The following is a 16,762-nucleotide window of genomic DNA, read 5'->3' as shown; positions in this document are numbered from 1 at the left end:
CGTCGGGTGACGCGGTTGCGTCACCCTTGCCTGCTGTGACTTCTAGCTCCAGCTGAGAACTGACCAACAATCCTCTACCCAAGAGCGTACTTGCTTTTCAATTATTAGTCGAGGTATCCGAAGATGGAACTTCTGTAGACTATATTTTCACAGTCCGCATTATAAATTGACACGATCATGCTACCGAGTAATCGGCCTTGGACCGGCCCGCCGAGTCGGAAAGGCTCAACTCCCGGCCCGTCGAACCCGAAAGCGACATGCGCACCCCGCTCGTCGTCGTCGGCCTCCTCGCGCTCGGCGTCTGCCTGATGGCGAACCCGCTGTATCTCCCCGTCGCGGTCGGCGAGCCGGATCCCGCGTACACCCACACCGTCCAGCCGGCGGGCGAGGGCGCTCCGGTCGGTCCCGAGTCGCCGATCGATCCGGACGCCGGCAACGACTCCGACGCGGTCGTCGCCTACGCCGACCTCTCGCCCGACGCTCGGGCGGCCTTCGACCGCGCCCGCGACTCGCCCGAGGGCGGGTTCGGCGTCGAGGACCCGGACGAGCGCGTCGACTCGCTGTCGTACCCGGTCGAGCCGACGCCCGGCGACGGGCTGTTGATCGTCGAGCACGAGGGCGAGCGGTACGAGTTCTGGACCCGGACCGTCGAGCGCGAACCCGGGGGCGTGGTCGCCCAGCGGGCCCTGCTCCAGCCGGTCGCGTTCCTCGGCGGCTTCCTCGCTGTCCTCGCCGGCGTCGCGCTCGGGCTCCGCGGGCGACTCGGCGAGGACTGACGGAATCGGAGATCGCTGCGACGGCGACCGCTCCACGCCGCCGACCCTCACCGAGAGGCGGTCGGCTCCGGCTGGCCGACGGGCTCCGGCTGGCCGACGGGCGTCGGCGCGTTGCCGGCCTCGATCGCCCGCCGGGTCGACTCGCCGATCTCGACGAGGTGACACAGGGGGTTGCCCGGGTAGACGACCGGGTTCTCCAGCAGGCCGATCAGCAGGCCGGTGAACGGGGCCTCGACCGCGACGGCGTCCTCCTTGAACGGGTTGGTGATCGTCGCGATCCGGTCGCCCTCGCGGACGAGCGACCCGCTCTCGAAGTGGGTGTCGACGATGCCGCCGGAGTCCGCGCGCAGCCACGTCTTCTCGCCCGCGCCGGCGACGATCGTCCGCCAGCCGGGCCAGCGGACGGTGTCGGTCTCCAGCAGGCCGTACTCCGCGAAGACGGAGCGGACGCCGGCGAGCGCGTCGTCGATCAGCGGGCGCTGGAACCGGTGGGCCTCGCCCATCTCGATCGTGATCGTGGGGATGCCGTCGTCGGTCGCCTCGCCGCGGAGGGTGCCGCCCGGGCCGTCGCTGTCGATCACCACCTTCGAGCCGAACGCCAGCGCGAGCCGGTGGACCGCCTCGTCGGTCATGTCCGCGCGGACGTGGAGCATGTTCGTCCGCCCGCGGGTGGAGGTGTGGAAGTCGAGGCCGAAGTCGCAGGGCGCGATGAAGTTCTCGTAGATCTGATGGGCCATGCGCTTCGAGCTCGTCGACCCCGGCTTCCCGGGGAACGACCGGTTCAGGTCGCGGTCGTACACCGGGAGGTAGCGCTGCTGTGCGAGGAAGCCGGGGACGTTGAGCACGGGGAGACAGACGAGGGTGCCCGAAAGATCCGAGAGGTCCCACTCGTGGGCGACCTCGCGGACGACCTCGATCCCGTTGAGCTCGTCGCCGTGGGCGGCCGCGGTGAGGAAGACGGTCGGGCCGTCGCGCTCGCCGTTGACGATGGTGACCGGGATCCGCACCGGGTCGCTGAGGTACGTCTCGCTGATGCCGTAGCGGATGTTCTGCGTCTCGCCGGGCGGCACCGCCCCGCCGTTGTACGTGAACGCCCGGTCGTCGCTCATGCCGGACCGGAACACGGCGGCGGGTATATATATGGCGGCCCGGCGTCGGGACCGCCGCCGGGCTCCGCGATCGGACCACTCCGTCGCTCGAACGCGCCGATCGGTCGTATTTTTAGCGGTCCCCGCGCAGGAGGTCGTATGAGTTCGGACTCGGTACGGGTGGGAGTGCTGTCGCTACACAACAGCAAGGAGACGAAGGCGATCTGTAACGCGGTCGAGGACCTCGGCCACGAGCCGGTGTGGCTCCGCGAGGAGAACGCCGCGGTCAGCGTCGAGGACGGCGACGTGTCGGTCGAGCCGGACGTCGACGTGATCGCGAACCGCCTGCTGCTGTCGAACACCGACCAGCCCGCGGAGCTGCTGGGGCTGGCGACGACCTTCGAGCGCATCCGGCCAATGTTGAACGAGCCGGACGCGGTGCTGGCGTCGATCCACAAGTTCGCCACGGCCGCGACGCTCGCCGACTGGAACATCCGCGTGCCCGACGCGCTGTTGGCGCTCTCGAACGACCGCCTCAACGAGGGCCGCGAGCGCTTCGGCGAGGTCGGCGTGTACAAGACCGCGATCGGGACCCACGGCGGCGGGACGTGGAAGGTCGACCTCACGGAGCGCGTGAACCCGAAGGTGGGCAACCGGCAGGCGTTCCTCCAGAAGCTCATCGAGCGCGACTCGGAGAAGCACCGCGACCTGCGGGTGTACGTCGTCGGCGACGAGATCGTCGGGTCGATGTACCGCTACGCGCCCGAGGGCGACTGGCGGACCAACGTCGCGCTCGGCGGCGCGGTCGAGGACGCCACCGACGACATGCCCGACGAGGCCGCGGACACCGCGCTCTACGCGGCCGAGGTGATGGACCTCGACTACGCCGGCGTCGACCTCGTCGAGGGGTACGACGGCTGGTACGTCCTCGAGGTGAACCCCACCGCCGGCTTCAAGGGGCTCTTCGAGGCGACCGGGACCAGCCCCGCCCCGTACATCGCGAAGCTCGCCGTCGAGACGGTCGGCGGCGAGGTCGACGACGACGCGGTCGAGCGCGTGGCCGCCAGCCTCGACGACTCGCGGCCCTCCTGTGCGCCCGCCCCGAAGCCGACCCCCGCCGAGCAGCCCGACATCGGCTACATCGAGGAGGTCGTCGTCACCGGCACGTCCGGCTCCACGCAGGCGCTCGCGAAGTCGGACACGGGCGCGACCCGGACGAGCATCGACACCCAGCTCGCCGCCGAGATCGGGGCCGGTCCGATCAAGAGCATGACCCGCGTCAAGTCGGGCAGCGTGAAGGGCGGGAAGGCGCGTCCCGTCGTCGACCTGGTCATCGGCATCGGCGGCAACCAGCACACCGTCACCGCCAGCGTCGAGGACCGCGGCCACATGGAGTACCCGCTGCTCTTGGGCCGCGACATCCTCACCGACTACCGGGTCGACGTGCGGCGGCGCGCCGACACCGACGAGGCGGAACGCGGCGAGGCGGGCGAGATCTTAGAAGAGGAGGAGTGACGCCCGCCCACAGGGGGGACTCGGACCCCGCCGAACGCGGCCCCGATTGACGAAGTTATAAGACCGAGGGTGTCAATGCCACGGCACATGGTGAAGAGCACGGTTCGGTTTCCGGAGCCGGTGGTCGAGGAGATCGAATCGCTGGTCGAGGAGGGGCAGTTCGAGAGCAAATCGGAGTTCTACCGCTTCTCGGCCGACTACGTGCTCTCCCGAACCCTCGACGAGTACGAGCCGGAGACGATCGACTACGAGGCCATCGAGGCGGAGGTGATACCGCAGACGGAGCGGGAACTGGGCGGCGACGGCGACGACGACGGCCCGCCGTTCTTCGACTCCGTCGCGTTCGTGCGGAAGCTCGCGCTCCGGGGGCGGTTCAGCGACGCGGAGGACTTCATCGACCACCAGTACGTCCCCGGCGACCGCCACGCCGTCCTCCTCGAAGAGATTCTCCGGCTGTACCGCGAGGACGCGGCGGCCGAGGAGCAGTCGCCGGCCCCCGAGCCCGACCGGGAGACGACGACCCGAAGCCGCTGACGCGGTCGAGGCCGCCTCCCGCGGCGACGAGCGCGCCCGGACCCCGCCGTCCCCGACTGGGGGAGCGGCGGCGACCCGGCCGTCAGGACTCGTACTCGGCCCAGACGTACCGCGTCCCGTAGCTCCGGTAGGGCCGCCACGCCTCCGCGATGTCGCGCATCTCCGCCCGGCTCAGGTCCCCGCCGTCGTTGTGCACCCGTTCGATCCCCTTCCGCACCGCGAGGTCGCCGAGGGGGAGCACGTCCTCGCGGCCGAGCGCGAAGATGAGGTACATCCGCGCGGTCCACTCGCCGACGCCGCGGATCTCCGTGAGGCGGTCGACGACCGCCGCGTCGCTCTCGCCCGCGACCCCCTCGTGGGTGAACGCGCGCTCGTCGTCGCGGAAGGCGGCGGCGACGTTCCGGAGGTACTCGACTTTCGTCCCGCTGAGTCCCGCCTCGCGCAGTTCGGCCTCGTCGGCGGCGAGGACGCCCTCGGGCGTGGGCTCGCCGCCGAGGACGTCCACGAACCGCTCGTGGATCGCCGCCGCGGAAGCGGTCGAGAGCTGCTGGTTGACGATCGAGGTACAGAGCCGGGCGAACTCGTCGTCCGCGGGCGTCACGTCGAGGGGGCCGTGGCGGTCGACCAGCGCCGCCATCGTCGGGTCCTCGCGCAGGGTCGCCAGCACCGGATCGTCGGCGTCGTCCATGTCCGACCGACGGGCCCGCAGGCGGGAGTACGTTCGGTTCCGGGACCGCCCGATCGGGACGGCGGCCCCGTCCGTCCGAAGCCGCGGACTCGTCGGATAAACTCACCGCGCGTTTTGCGTTTGGAAGATGGAAACGTTCAACCATGACGGTTCCGACCCTCAACTATGCAGCTCGAAGACGTCCAGCGCGTGACGGTGCTCGGGGCCGGAAACATGGGGCACGGCATCGCGGAGGTGGCCGCGCTCGCCGGCTACGACGTGTCGCTGCGCGACATCAACGACGAACTCGTCCAGAAGGGGTACGACCAGATCGAGTGGTCGCTCGGCAAGCTCGCCGAGAAGGACCGGATCGGCGACGACGAGGCCGACGCCGCGCTCGACCGCGTCGACGCGTTCGTCGAGCTCGAAGACGCGCTCGACGGCGCTGACGTGGTCGTCGAGGTCGTCCCCGAGAAGATGGCCATCAAGAAGGACGTGTACGACGAAGTCGTCGAGCACGCGCCCGACGAGGCCGTCTTCGTCACCAACACCTCCAGCCTCTCTATCACCGAGCTCTCCGAGGTCACCGACCGCCCCGAGCGGTTCTGCGGGATGCACTTCTTCAACCCGCCGGTGCGGATGGACCTCGTCGAGGTCATCTCCGGGAAGCACACGAGCGAGGAGACGCTGGAGCTGATCGAGGGGCTCGCGGAGTCGATGGGGAAGACGCCCGTCCGCGTCCGCAAGGACAGCCCGGGCTTCATCGTCAACCGCATCCTCGTCCCGCTGATGAACGAGGCGGCGTGGGTCGTCGAGTCCGGCGACGCGGACATCGAGACGGTCGACTCCACGACGAAGTTCGGCATGGGCCTCCCGATGGGGTCGTTCGAGCTCGCCGATCAGGTCGGCATCGACGTGGGGTATCACGTGTTAGAGTACATGCACGAGGTCCTCGGCGACGCCTACCGCCCCTGCCCGACGCTCGCGGCGAAGGTCGAAGAAGAGAACCTCGGCAAGAAGACTGGGAAGGGCTTCTACGACTACGACGACGGCGACGGCGCGCAGATTCCGAGCGACGCGGTCGACGAGGCGGTCAGCCGCCGCCTGCTCGCGGTGATGGCCAACGAGACGGCCGGGCTGATCGGCAACGACGTGGCCGACGCCGACGACATTGACGAGGCCGTCAAGCTCGGCGCTGGCTTCCCCGACGGCCCGGCCAAGCTGGCCGACGCCGAGGGGCTCGACGCCCTCGTCGAGACGCTCGACGACCTCGCCGAGGAGACGGGCGAGGCGCGCTACGAGGCGACCGACTACCTGCGCGAGGCCGCCGAGGCGGGCGGCTTCCGCGCCGACGGCGGCGACGGGGAGGCGGGGGACGGCCCCGACTACGAGGTGCTGAACGTCTCCGTCGACGAGCGGGTCGCGCACGTCGAGATCGACCGCCCGCACCGGATGAACACGGTCAACGGCGAGGTGCTCGACGAGCTCTCGACCGCGATCGACCGCCTCGACGAGGACGACGAGGTGCGCGCGATCCTGCTGTCCGGCGCGGGCGACCGCGCCTTCTCCGCGGGCGCGGACGTCCAGAGCATGGCCGCCGGCGGCGCGGACCCGATCCACGCCGTCGAGCTCTCCCGGCAGGGCCAGCAGACGTTCGGCAAGCTCGAGGCGTCCGACAAGCCCGTGATCGCCGCCATCGACGGCTACTGTCTCGGCGGCGGGATGGAGCTCGCGACCGCCGCGGACATGCGGATCGCCTCCGAGCGCTCCGAACTGGGCCAGCCCGAACTCGACCTCGGCCTGCTGCCCGGCTGGGGCGGCACCCAGCGGCTCGCCCGGATCGTCGGCGAGGGGCGCGCGAAGGAGATCATCCTGACCGCCGACCGCTACGACGCCGAGACGATGGCCGACTACGACTTCGTCAACGAGGTCGTGCCGGACGACGAACTCGACGAGCGGGCGCGGGAGCTGGCCGCACAGCTCGCCGGTGGCCCGCCGATCGCCCAGAAGTACACGAAGCGCGCGATCCACGCCGGCCGGACGGACACCGAGGCCGGACTGGAGGTCGAGGCGATGGGCTTCGGCCACGTGATGAACACCGACGACCTCATCGAGGGCGTCACGGCGTTCATGGGCGACGGCGAGCCGGAGTTCGAAGGGAAGTGAGATCCGATTGAGGCCGACGGTAACGGCTCCGTCTCACCGGGCGACCGGTGAGACGCGAACCGGAAAGAAACGGGGGCGATCGCCGAGAGAGTCTCAGCGTCTCGGCTGTACGTGACTACCATTTATAAACGGGCGATCGACACGGACTCCTCCGAAGCCCCAGCCGCGAGGACTCGATGCGCTCGCTGCGGTCCGCAGTCGTTCGCTTCGCTCACTCTCTGCGGTCCTTGCGTCGCGCGTCTTCGTCCTCGCGGCTGCCCCTTCGAGTCCCGCCCCCGCACCACCCGGACCTCACGCCTCCCCAGCCTCGTCGCTCACTGCTCGCGGCTCCGCCGCTCGCTTCGAGGTGCTCGCTTCGCTCGCACCTCGCACCGTTCGCGACTCCCTCGCGCGTGCGACTCGCGGTCGCCTCCGGCGACCGCTCGCCGGCACGCGCCACCGCACCGCAGGGCTGTCGCTTTTCAGTTTGGTCACGTTCGAAAAACCGCAGTCGGAGCGTCGGTAGCGGAGTGGCGGTCTATACGTACCCTTCCTCGACGAGCAGTTCGCCGTTGAGGAGCGAGGCACCGGCCGCGCCGCGGATCGTGTTGTGCGCGAGGCAGTTGTACTTCGCGCCGGCGTCGGTCGACTGGACGCCGCCGGCGACGATGCCCATCCCGCCCGCGTACGTGCGGTCGAGGCGGGGCTGCGGGCGCTCCGGCTCGTCGTCGCCGTACACCTTGATGAGCTGGTCGGGGGAGCTGGGCAGGTCGCCCGCGCCCTCGAACGAGCGCATCGCCTCGCGGAGGTCCGCGGGCGAGGGGTCGTCCGCGAACTCGGCGAAGACGTTCTCCAAGTGGCCGTCGAGCGTCAGGATCCGGTTACAGGAGGCGGCCACGTCGGCGTCGTGGAGACTGACCGCCGCGCCGTCGAACTCGCCGAGCAGCTTCCGCGACTCCGTCTCCATCTTGTTCTCCTCGCCGCCGATGTGCGGGATGGCGTTGTCGATGATCTCCATCGAGGTGACGCCGGAGTAGCCCGCCCCGGAGACGGCCTGAAGCGTCGAGACGCGGACGCTCTCCAGCCCGAACTCGTCGATCGCCGCGAGCGTCGGCACCATCGTGATCGTCGAGCAGTTCGGGTTCTTGACGAGGGCCCCGTCCCAGCCGCGCTCGTCGCGCTGGACCTCGATGAGGTCGAGGTGGCCGGGGTTGATCTCGGGGATGGTGAGCGGAACGTCCTCGGCCATCCGGTCGTTCGAGGAGTTCGAAGAGACGACGTATCCCGCTTCGAGGAACGCCGGCTCGACCTCCGCAGCGACCCCTGAGGGCAGCGACGAGAAGAGCAGATCGACGTCGTCGTCCGCGATCCCGCCGGGGGTGGTCTCGGCGACCTCCATCTCGGCCACGTCCTCGGGGATGGGCGCGTCGACGCGCCACTTGGCCGCCTCGCGGTAGGTCTCGCCCGCGCTCTCCGAACTCGCGGTGACGGCGGCGAGGTCGAAGGTGGGGTGATCGTCGAGCAACTGGATGAACCGCTGGCCCACAGCGCCCGTCGCGCCGAGGATGCCGACTCGGACTGACATTGCGCGTGGGTCCGTGACAGGGACGTAAGTGCGTTCGGATACGCGCCGATTCCGCCGGGCGCGACGGGCGGACGCCCCGACCGCGGACGGATCGAGCGACCGAGCAGGACCGTTAAGCGCCTCCGTGCGTTACGGTCGGTCGCGCGCCATCAGTCCCCGCCCGAGTACTCCCCGATGGGAGCGATGACAGCGCGGAGAACCCAGGCGCGTCACACCGGTCGCACACGCGACCCGCCCGTCGCCGCGCAGGCGGCCGCCCNCGCGCCATCAGAGATGTGTATAAGAGACAGCGCCGGAGATGAGACCGGTCGTTAGTGTTGCGGGCGTACACCTCAAAATTCACAGACAGCGGCGGGGCACTCTCCCTTACAATCGATGTGAATCCACCGGAGCGGCGAGGGTACCCCGTCTCGGCCGAGCCGAGTCGGACGGACGACGAACCGGACGGACCGAGACGCGACGGAGGCCCGCCCGCCGCCGGTGACTGGATCCTCCCGAAACGTTTAGATACGCCTGAACAGACGGGTGGCTAGTGAAGAACATCCGCGATCCGCTCTACGGCTTCATCACCGCCAACGAGATGGAACTGCGCGTGATAAGCACGCCGCCGGTCCAGCGACTCCGCCGAGTCGCCCACCTCGGACTGTCGGACGCGGTGTACCCGAGCGCCACGCACTCCCGGTTCGAACACTCGCTGGGGGTCATGCACCTCGCCGGCGAACTGGCCGCGTCGCTGGGACTGCCCGAGGACGAGGTACAGGCGTACAAGATCGCGGGGCTCCTCCACGACGTCGGCCACTCCCCGTTTTCGCACGCCCTCGAAGAGGTGATCGAGGAGCGGTTGGGGTTCGAACACGAACGGCAGTCCGAGCGGGTCATCCGCGAGCTCGAGGACCGCTACGACCCGGACCCCGAGTTCGTCATCGACATAATTCACGGGCGGACGAAGTACGACATCGTCGCCGGGGACATCGACGCCGACCGACTCGACTACCTTCAACGCGACGCCCGTCGGACCGGGTTTCAGAACAGCAGCGTCGACGTCCAGACGATCGTCAAGTTCGCGCAGATACGCGATGAGCAGATAGTGTTCGACAAGAAGGCGGTACAGGCGATCGAGGACATGTTCGCGGCTCGGCTCAGGATGATGAAGACGATCGCCGGGCACCACGCGACGCGAATCGCAGAGGCGATGCTCAGACGGGCGGTGGACGGGCTCCTCGACGATACGTCGTACACGGCGGAAGACGTTCTGACGTGGGACGACTACCAGCTCCACACCCATCTGCTGGAGTACGAGGGACACGAGAACCTCCCCGAACGGGGGAGCGACCGGCTGTACACCCGGATCGCGAACCGGGACCTGTACAAGCGCGCGGTCTACGTCAACGAGAACACGATCGGGCGCGATACCGTCCGCGAGATTGCGACCGAGCACGACGATCCGACGCGTATCGAGGAGCGGATCGCGACCGAGGCCGGCGTCCACCCACATCACGTGATAGTGGACCTGCCGTCGCTTCCGAGCGAAGCGAGTACGAACGTCCGCATCGCGATGCCGGAGGGGATCCGTGACTTCTCGGACATCTCGCCGACGCCGTCGCACCTCGTCGACGTTCAGCGGCGGAACACGACCCTCGGCGTGTACTCTCCGCGGAGCGACGTCGACGCCGTGCGATCGGCCGCGCAGGAGTACTTCGCGCTGTGATAGCCGTGAGTGACGCTCAAGTCGCCGTCCGGATCCGTCGGTCGCTCTGACCGGGTCGTCGCTCCCGGCCGCACAGCGGGCGGGACCGGGCGCGCCGCTCGCCCGGATCGCCCCCGTCGTAAGCCACAACCCGCCGCTCGCCGAAGGGTGGCCATGTCGACAGACACCGGTCTGGACGTCACTCTCGTTCGCAACGCGACCGTCCTCGCGACCGTCGGCGAGACGACGTTCCTCGTCGATCCGCTGTTCGCGGAGCAGGGCGCGACGCCGCCGATCGACGACACCCCGAACGACCGCCGGAACCCGCTCGTGCCGATGCCCGACGTGGACACCTCGCACGACGCGGTGATCGTCACCCACCGCCATCCCGACCACTTCGACGACGCCGCGAGGGAGGCGCTCGACGCGGACGTGCCGCTGTTCTGCCAGCCCGAGGAGGCGGACGCGTTCGTCGACGAGGGGTTCACCGACGTCCGGCCCGTCGAAGAGACGGCGTCGTTCGACGGGGTCACCCTCCGTCGGACGCCGGGTCGCCACGGGCACGGCGAACTGGCCGAGCGGATGGGACCGGTCTCGGGGTTCGTCCTCGACGGCGACGAGACGCTGTACGTCGCCGGCGACACGGTCTGGTACGAGCCGGTGGCGGAGACGCTGGCGGAGTCCGACCCGGACGCGGTCGTCCTCAACGGCGGCGCGGCGCGGTTCAACCAGGGCGAACCGATCACGATGGGCGTCGAGGACGTCGCCGCCGTGCGCGAGGCGACCGACGCCGCGGTCGCCGTGGTCCACATGGAGGCGATCAACCACTGCCTGCTGTCGCGCGAGGAGCTGCGCGCGGAGACGGTGGACGTGCTGGTCCCGGAGGACGGCGAGCGGATCGAGTTCTGATTCCGCGCCTGCCCGGCGTTTTCGCCTCCGTCTGACCCGGCCCTCTCCGCTACCCGACGACCGCCGCGACGGGGGGCACCGCCCGGCCGACGGCCGGAGGGGTTTATCAGACGACGCGACCACCCTGTCCCATGACCCACCCACAGCCCGGCGAGCAGTTGGTCGGCGCGTACCTCCGCGTCATCGAGGAGTGCGACCTCGTGACGTACAACCAGCGGTCGATGGAGCGAGGCGACCAGATGGAGCTCGACGTGCTCGGCGTGAAGTCGACGCCGGAGGGCCAGCGGATCGTCGCCTGCGAGGTTATCACCCACCTCGACGGACAGCTCTACTCCGGGTCGCCGGACACAGACGAGTGGGCCGACTACGGCAACGACAGCTACCAGTACAGCTTAGAGCGGATCACGGAGAAGTTCGAGCGCATCGTCGCCTACCTGCGGGGGGTGTTCGACGACCTCGAACTGGCCGAGATCCAGCTGTGGGCCCCGTACGTCAGCGAGGGGTATCAGACCGACGGGCTGGCCGAAGTCGCCGAGCGGACCGAGGCCGACCACGGCGTCAGGGTGCGGCTCGTGCTCAACGAGACGTACACGGCGCGCATGACCGAACTCCGCGAGGCGGCGGGCTCGTTGACGAAGGACTACAGCGAGACCGGGTTCCGCTACCTCCAGATCCTCGAAGGGCTGCGGTAAGAGACCGCAAGCGAAGCGGGGTTCCGGAGCACAGCCCGCTTCGACCGGACCGCCGCGTCCGCGCGGACGGACGCCGGCGCGAACCGCCGCCGGGGTCTCCGAGCGATCAGTCGACGTTCAGGATTTCGACTTCGAACTCCAGCGTCTCCCCGGCGAGGTCGGGGTTAAAGTCCACCCGCACGACCTCCTCGTCGACGTGGACCACGTCCCCCAACTGACCGCCCTGAGCTTCGAGCTGGTCGCCCGTTTCGGGGAGCTGCCCGCCGAGCATCTCTCGAAGCTGCTCCGTCTCGAACTCCCGAACGCGCTCGTCGGTCCGCTCGCCGTACGCCTTTTCGGGGGGGAGAGTGAGGGTCGCGGTCTCACCGGACTCCAGCCCGACGAGTCCCTCGTCCATTCCCTCGATGACCTCCTCGGCTCCCACTTCGACCGTCAGCGGCGCGAACTCCCTGTCGGGCTGTGCCTCCGCCAGACCGGCCTCCGCGGCCACGTCCTCTCGCGAGGTGTCGAAGACCGTCCCGTCGTCCAGTCGGCCGGTGTACTCCAGCGTCACGGAGTCGCCAGTAGATATCGCCACACGGGGGTGAGACGCGCCACACGGGAAAGGCCGTCGTAGCGCGGACGGCGGTCGCGGCCCGCCCGCGGCGAAGCCTCCAACTCGTCTCGCAGGATTCAGTCTCGCCGTTCGGACGTTCCACTCCTCGCTCCGTTCGTCGGAAAAGGTCCGGGTGCGAGAATCGAACCCGCGTCTCAGCCTCCACAAGGCTGAAGGATAGTCCACTACCCTAACCCGGACACGCGTCGTCAACTACCCCGCTTCGATAAATAACGGTTACGACTCCCGGACGGCGTGGCAGAGAGTGGCGACCGGTGCCGGGCGGCGGTCCGAACCGACCGTCGGCCCCGTTTTCGACCACCGCGTCGTTTTTGAGGGTCGCGGGCGTAGCGACGCCAACTCGTGGCCTTTACCGACAAGATCTACGTGAAGAACCACCGGCAGCTCGCCTCCCAGCTGGAGGCGAACATCCCGAAGGGGGCGTTCGCCGGCGCGACGCTCGATCTGCTGTTCACCGGCGACGGCCTCTCGAAGCTCGACGAGACGACCCGGGACCGCGTCCTCGACTTCGCCGAGGACTTCCTCGACTGCGACTGCGATTCGAACCCCTACTGCGGCTGCCCGGAGGAGAAGTTCATGCGGTACGTCCTCGAACTGCGCGCCGAGGGGCTCGGCCCGCAGGCCATCGTCGACGTGATGACGGACGACTACATGGTGTACGCGTACACCGGCGACGTGCTCTCGTTCCTCGACGACTCCGTCAGGAAGCTGGAGGCCATCGAGACGCTCGCCGACGTCGACGGCAACGGCGAGATGTCCGAGCGGGCGCGGAAGCGGAAGCGGGAGCTGTCCGGGTAGCGATCGGAGCGTTCGATCGCCGCGGGGAGGGACCCGTCGACTCAGTCGTCTTCGGGCGACGCGACGCCCGGTCCGATCTCTTCTGCCGACGGCTCGCTCTCCGTGAGGTTCCCGTCGCGCCAAGTGTCCCGCTCGAACCAGAGGTACGCGACGACCCCGCCAACCACGTTCGAGACGGGGAAAGCGATCCACAGCCCCATCGTGCCGAGCGGCTCGGCAGCGACCCACGCCACCGGGAGCCGGACGAACCCGAGCGTGATCAGGGAGATGACGGCCGCGATCATCGTGTGGCCCGCGCCGCGGAACCCGCCGGTGTACGCGCGCATCACGCCGATGAACCCGAAGGAGAGGCCGCTCACGCGGAGGAACGTCGTCGCGTGGTCGACCACCGCCGGATCCGGCGAGAAGACGCCCGCGATCGGTCTCGCGGCGAGGACGATCACCCCGCCCCCGACGGTGAGCAGGAGGAGCATCGCGCGCGCCCCGAAGTGGTTCGTGTCGGCGGCGCGGTCCAGCTCCCCGGCACCGATGTTCTGTCCGGTCATCGTCTCGATCCCCTGCGAGACGGCGAGCGCCGGCAGGAAGATCACGGAGAAGATCCGCGTCCCGATACCGTACGCCCCGCTGACGGCGTTCGGGAAGGTCGCGACCACGACGAGGAGCGCGGTGATTGACACCGACCGCGCCGCCCCCTCGGCGGAGGCCGGCAGCCCGATGCCGAGGACGGTCTTCCCGAACTCGGGGTCCGGGAGCATCTCCGAGAGCCGGATCTGAACGCCGCGGTCGCCGCGGAACATGATCCGGAGGCCGACGAGGAGCGCGAGCGCCCGCGAGCCGACGGTCGCGATCGCAGCGCCGGCGATCCCCCAGCCGGTGAACCCGGTCGCGTCGAGCGCCGCGGCCTCCAGTCCCCCGAGTCCGAGGACGCCGAACAGCGGGTTCGCCTCGAACCCGAAGATGAAGACCGGGTCGAGGAGGATGTTGAGGACCACCGAGCCGGCCATGACGTACATCGGCGTCACCGTGTCGCCGTAGCCGCGCATGAGCGCCATGAACACCGCGAAGCCGAAGACGGCGAACAGCCCCACCGCGTAGACGCGCATGTACTCGACGACGAGCGGAGCGACCGTCTCGTTCACGCCGAGGAGCGCCGTGATGTCGTCGACGAAGACGTACCCCAGCACGCCCAGCACGACGGAGATGACGGCCGCGTAGGCCATCGTCTGGGAGGCGGCGTAGGCGGCGCGCTCCTCGTTGCCGGCCCCGGTGTGCTGTGCCACGAGGACGCTCCCCGCGACGGAGACGCCGAGCGCCAGCGAGATCATCAGGAAGACGATGGGGAACGCGAACGTGATCGCGGACAGGGCCTCGGTGCTGTACCGGCCGAGCCAGAACGTGTCGGCGAGGTTGTACAGCACCTGAAAGAGGTTCTGGACGACGATCGGCAGCGAGAGGAAGAAGAGCGGCCAGCCGATGTCGCCGGAGGTGAGCTCCAGGTCGTCGGCCCCCTTGAACAGCGAGTCGACCGCGTCGCGGAGTCCCATCAGCGGGTCACCTCCCGGGAGGTCGCGCCGTCCCGCCCGTCGGGGGGACTGGACGCGCCGCGGGGGGAACTGTGCGGGGTGTCGGGGATCGGTCGGTCCGTGTCGTCCATTCGGTCGTTGTCGATACTGACTGACTGGTCAGTCAAAAGCGTTCGGAAGCCGGCGGGCGGCGGCGTCGCGTTTCTCGGACGGGGAAGGGGCCGAACCTTCCCGGACGCGGAGAGCGGCCGAACCTTCCCGGACGCGGAGAGCGGCCGAACGGTCTAAGTGCGCGCGCGCCCGAAATCGGCCAATGAGTATTCGGCCCGCGTGGCTAACGTTCAGGCGATACGCGGCGGCGACGACGGGGATGACGCTCGTCCTCTTCTCGCTCGGCGTCTACACGGCGGCGACCGGGTCCGGGCTGGCGTGTCAGGCCCAGTGGCCGCTGTGTTCCGACCAGCTCATCCCGGCGCTCACGATCAACCCCGACTTCATCGAGTGGTTCCACCGGGCGTGGGCGATGGTCACCGGCTTCCTCATCATCGGGGTCGCCGGGTGGACGTGGCTCGGCTCCGGGTTCGAGCGCCGCACGAAGCTCGCGGCCACGCTGGCGGTCGCGATCTTGCCGCTCCAGATCACCGTCGGGGCGATCACCGTCACCCTCAGCGGGCTCGTCCCCGGCGGGTACACGGTGTCGACGCACGCGGCGCACCTGATCGTGGCGCTGACGATCTTCACGCTGCTCGGACTGGCGACGATCTGGGGCGGCGGGCGCGGGAACGCGCGGCTGCTCCGCGTCGCCGCGGGGATCGCGATCGCGGGCATCGTCGCCAGCGCGCTCTTCTCGCGGGCGGTTCCGTTCCTCACCTACGCCCCGCCCGCGCAGGCGGCCTTCTACGTCACCGGGCTCGCCGGGCACCTCGGGCTCGTCGCGACGATCGCGTACGCGACGGAGGCGGCCCGGAACCGGTACGACGGGCTCGACGCCGGCACCGCCGGGACGGTCCGCGCGCTCGCCGCCGGGTCGATGGCCGCGCTCGTCGGAACGCTGCTGCTCGGCCGCGACCTCGTGTTGTACACGGCGACGTGGCAGCAGATCAACCTCGTCGCGCTCGGCGTCGCGGTCGCGCTCGCCGCGGGCGCGGCGTGGACCCTCCGCGGCGTCGACGAGGTGCGCGACGGCACCGCGCCGATCGGCGGCGACTGACCGCGCGGGTCGGCCGCGAACCGGTCCCCCGACGCCGCGTACGTCCGGAACGACCCTGTCAGATCCACGGCGTGCGGCAAGTATTGCTGATCTGCGGTCGAAACGTTGAAACCGTGATCAACCGAGCAACGGTGTATGGACGAACCCAGTTCGCTGGATCGGAGACAGTACCTGACCGCGGTCGGCGCGACCGGCCTGGCGGCCACCGCCGGCTGTATCGGCGGCGGCGGCGGCGGCGACGGCGAAACGATCACGATCGGCTCGGACATCCCGTACGCGCCGTTCGAGTACCGGAACGAGGCGGGCGACCTCGTCGGGTTCGACGTGGAGATCGCCGAGGCGGTGTTCGGCGAGCAGCTCGACCGGGAGTTCGAGTTCCAGGAGACCTCCTTCGACGGGATCATCGCGTCGCTGAACAACGCGAACTTCCGCGTCATCATGAGCGCGATGACGATCAACGAGTCGCGGGCCGAGCGCGTCGACTTCTCCGACCCGTACTTCACCGCGTACCAGACCGTCCTGCTGCTGAAGGACAGCGACATCACGTCCCGGGAGGACCTCCGCGGCGAGGCCGTCGGCGTCCAGAAGGGAACGACCGGCGAGGCGGCCGCCGAGGACCTCCAAGCGGAGTTCGACGGCGACCTCCAGATCGAAAGCTACGACCAGATCAACGGCGCGTTCGACGCGCTGCTCAACAACCAGGTGTCGGCCGTCATCAACGACAACACGGTGAGCGGCGAGTTCGCCGCGGAGAACGACGACGTCGAGTTCCTGGAGGGCGAGGGGGTCGCGTCCGACCGCGACGACGCACCGCCGTACCTCACGCTGACGGTCGAGGAGTACGGGATCGCGTTCCGGCAGGACGACGACGAGTTCCGAGAGGCGGTCAACGAGGCCATCCAGGCGATCCGCGACGACGGGACGTACGACGAAATCTACGACGAGTACTTCCAGGCCTGAGTCTCCCCGCTTCGTCGTTTCACCTGATACCCAATGGCAACACAGACCGAATCGGAA

15 protein-coding genes and 1 tRNA gene are annotated in these 16,762 nt (G+C 69.2%); 10 read left to right on the top strand and 6 right to left on the bottom strand.

What is annotated here, in order from left to right; all coding sequences use genetic code 11:
* The first annotated feature begins 257 nt into the window (after positions 1–257).
* Positions 258–776 carry a hypothetical protein gene (locus C472_RS01925; protein WP_006628098.1) on the top strand — a complete coding sequence of 173 codons (519 nt, stop codon included), beginning with the start codon at positions 258–260 and terminating at the stop codon, positions 774–776.
* Between the two features lie 47 nt (positions 777–823).
* On the opposite strand, the gene C472_RS01920 is transcribed toward C472_RS01925, so the two are convergent.
* Positions 824–1,885 carry a succinylglutamate desuccinylase/aspartoacylase family protein gene (locus C472_RS01920; protein ID WP_006628097.1) on the bottom strand — a complete coding sequence of 354 codons (1,062 nt, stop codon included), beginning with the start codon at positions 1,883–1,885 and terminating at the stop codon, positions 824–826.
* A 138-nt stretch (positions 1,886–2,023) separates the two neighbouring features.
* Between C472_RS01920 and C472_RS01915 the strand changes: the two genes are divergently transcribed.
* On the top strand, positions 2,024–3,379 hold the full coding sequence (locus C472_RS01915) for a putative ATP-dependent zinc protease (protein WP_049906194.1): 1,356 nt from the start codon (positions 2,024–2,026) through the stop codon (positions 3,377–3,379).
* Positions 3,380–3,466: 87 nt separating this feature from the next.
* A complete protein-coding gene (locus C472_RS01910) occupies positions 3,467–3,913 on the top strand; it encodes a hypothetical protein (protein ID WP_006628095.1) in 447 nt (148 codons plus the stop codon).
* Between the two features lie 82 nt (positions 3,914–3,995).
* Here C472_RS01910 and C472_RS01905 read toward each other — a convergent pair whose 3' ends face one another.
* Positions 3,996–4,601: a DNA-3-methyladenine glycosylase family protein gene (locus C472_RS01905; RefSeq protein ID WP_006628094.1), complete on the bottom strand. Its 606-nt coding sequence runs from the start codon at positions 4,599–4,601 to the stop codon at positions 3,996–3,998.
* A 165-nt stretch (positions 4,602–4,766) separates the two neighbouring features.
* Here C472_RS01905 and C472_RS01900 point away from each other — a divergent pair, with 165 nt between their 5' ends.
* Entirely contained in the window at positions 4,767–6,746 is a 1,980-nt protein-coding gene (locus C472_RS01900) for a 3-hydroxyacyl-CoA dehydrogenase/enoyl-CoA hydratase family protein (RefSeq protein ID WP_006628093.1), read from the top strand.
* A gap of 517 nt (positions 6,747–7,263) precedes the next feature.
* Here C472_RS01900 and asd read toward each other — a convergent pair.
* The gene (gene asd / locus C472_RS01895) at positions 7,264–8,310 is read right to left on the bottom strand and encodes an aspartate-semialdehyde dehydrogenase (protein ID WP_006628092.1); all 1,047 of its coding nucleotides are present in this window, start codon (positions 8,308–8,310) and stop codon (positions 7,264–7,266) included.
* Positions 8,311–8,842: 532 nt separating this feature from the next.
* Between asd and C472_RS01890 the strand changes: the two genes are divergently transcribed.
* The 3 genes from C472_RS01890 to C472_RS01880 all read left to right on the top strand — a co-directional run bounded on the left by C472_RS01890 (position 8,843) and on the right by C472_RS01880 (position 11,598).
* The gene (locus C472_RS01890) at positions 8,843–10,018 is read left to right on the top strand and encodes an HD domain-containing protein (RefSeq protein WP_006628091.1); all 1,176 of its coding nucleotides are present in this window, start codon (positions 8,843–8,845) and stop codon (positions 10,016–10,018) included.
* A gap of 153 nt (positions 10,019–10,171) precedes the next feature.
* Positions 10,172–10,906 carry an MBL fold metallo-hydrolase gene (locus C472_RS01885; protein WP_006628090.1) on the top strand — a complete coding sequence of 245 codons (735 nt, stop codon included), beginning with the start codon at positions 10,172–10,174 and terminating at the stop codon, positions 10,904–10,906.
* A 131-nt stretch (positions 10,907–11,037) separates the two neighbouring features.
* Positions 11,038–11,598 (top strand): hypothetical protein, encoded by a 561-nt coding sequence (locus C472_RS01880; RefSeq protein ID WP_006628089.1) that lies wholly within the window; start codon positions 11,038–11,040, stop codon positions 11,596–11,598.
* A 106-nt stretch (positions 11,599–11,704) separates the two neighbouring features.
* Here the strand turns inward: C472_RS01880 and C472_RS01875 are convergent, their stop codons facing one another.
* On the bottom strand, positions 11,705–12,175 hold the full coding sequence (locus C472_RS01875) for an FKBP-type peptidyl-prolyl cis-trans isomerase (protein ID WP_082238219.1): 471 nt from the start codon (positions 12,173–12,175) through the stop codon (positions 11,705–11,707).
* A gap of 145 nt (positions 12,176–12,320) precedes the next feature.
* Positions 12,321–12,393: transfer RNA gene (locus C472_RS01870), tRNA-His, on the bottom strand.
* Positions 12,394–12,556: 163 nt separating this feature from the next.
* Here C472_RS01870 and C472_RS01865 point away from each other — a divergent pair.
* The gene (locus C472_RS01865; protein ID WP_006628087.1) at positions 12,557–13,012 is read left to right on the top strand and encodes a DUF5814 domain-containing protein; all 456 of its coding nucleotides are present in this window, start codon (positions 12,557–12,559) and stop codon (positions 13,010–13,012) included.
* Positions 13,013–13,053: 41 nt separating this feature from the next.
* Here C472_RS01865 and C472_RS01860 read toward each other — a convergent pair whose 3' ends face one another.
* A complete protein-coding gene (locus C472_RS01860) occupies positions 13,054–14,556 on the bottom strand; it encodes an MATE family efflux transporter (protein WP_006628086.1) in 1,503 nt (500 codons plus the stop codon).
* Between the two features lie 349 nt (positions 14,557–14,905).
* Between C472_RS01860 and C472_RS01855 the strand changes: the two genes are divergently transcribed.
* Entirely contained in the window at positions 14,906–15,745 is an 840-nt protein-coding gene (locus C472_RS01855) for a COX15/CtaA family protein (RefSeq protein ID WP_006628085.1), read from the top strand.
* A gap of 135 nt (positions 15,746–15,880) precedes the next feature.
* Positions 15,881–16,705, top strand: a complete 825-nt coding sequence (locus C472_RS01850; protein ID WP_006628084.1) for a basic amino acid ABC transporter substrate-binding protein — start codon at positions 15,881–15,883, stop codon at positions 16,703–16,705.
* The last annotated feature ends 57 nt before the right edge of the window (positions 16,706–16,762 follow it).

Source organism: Halorubrum tebenquichense DSM 14210 (assembly GCF_000337415.1).
Taxonomy (GTDB): domain Archaea; phylum Halobacteriota; class Halobacteria; order Halobacteriales; family Haloferacaceae; genus Halorubrum; species Halorubrum tebenquichense.
This window is presented reverse-complemented; position numbering and strand designations above follow the sequence as displayed.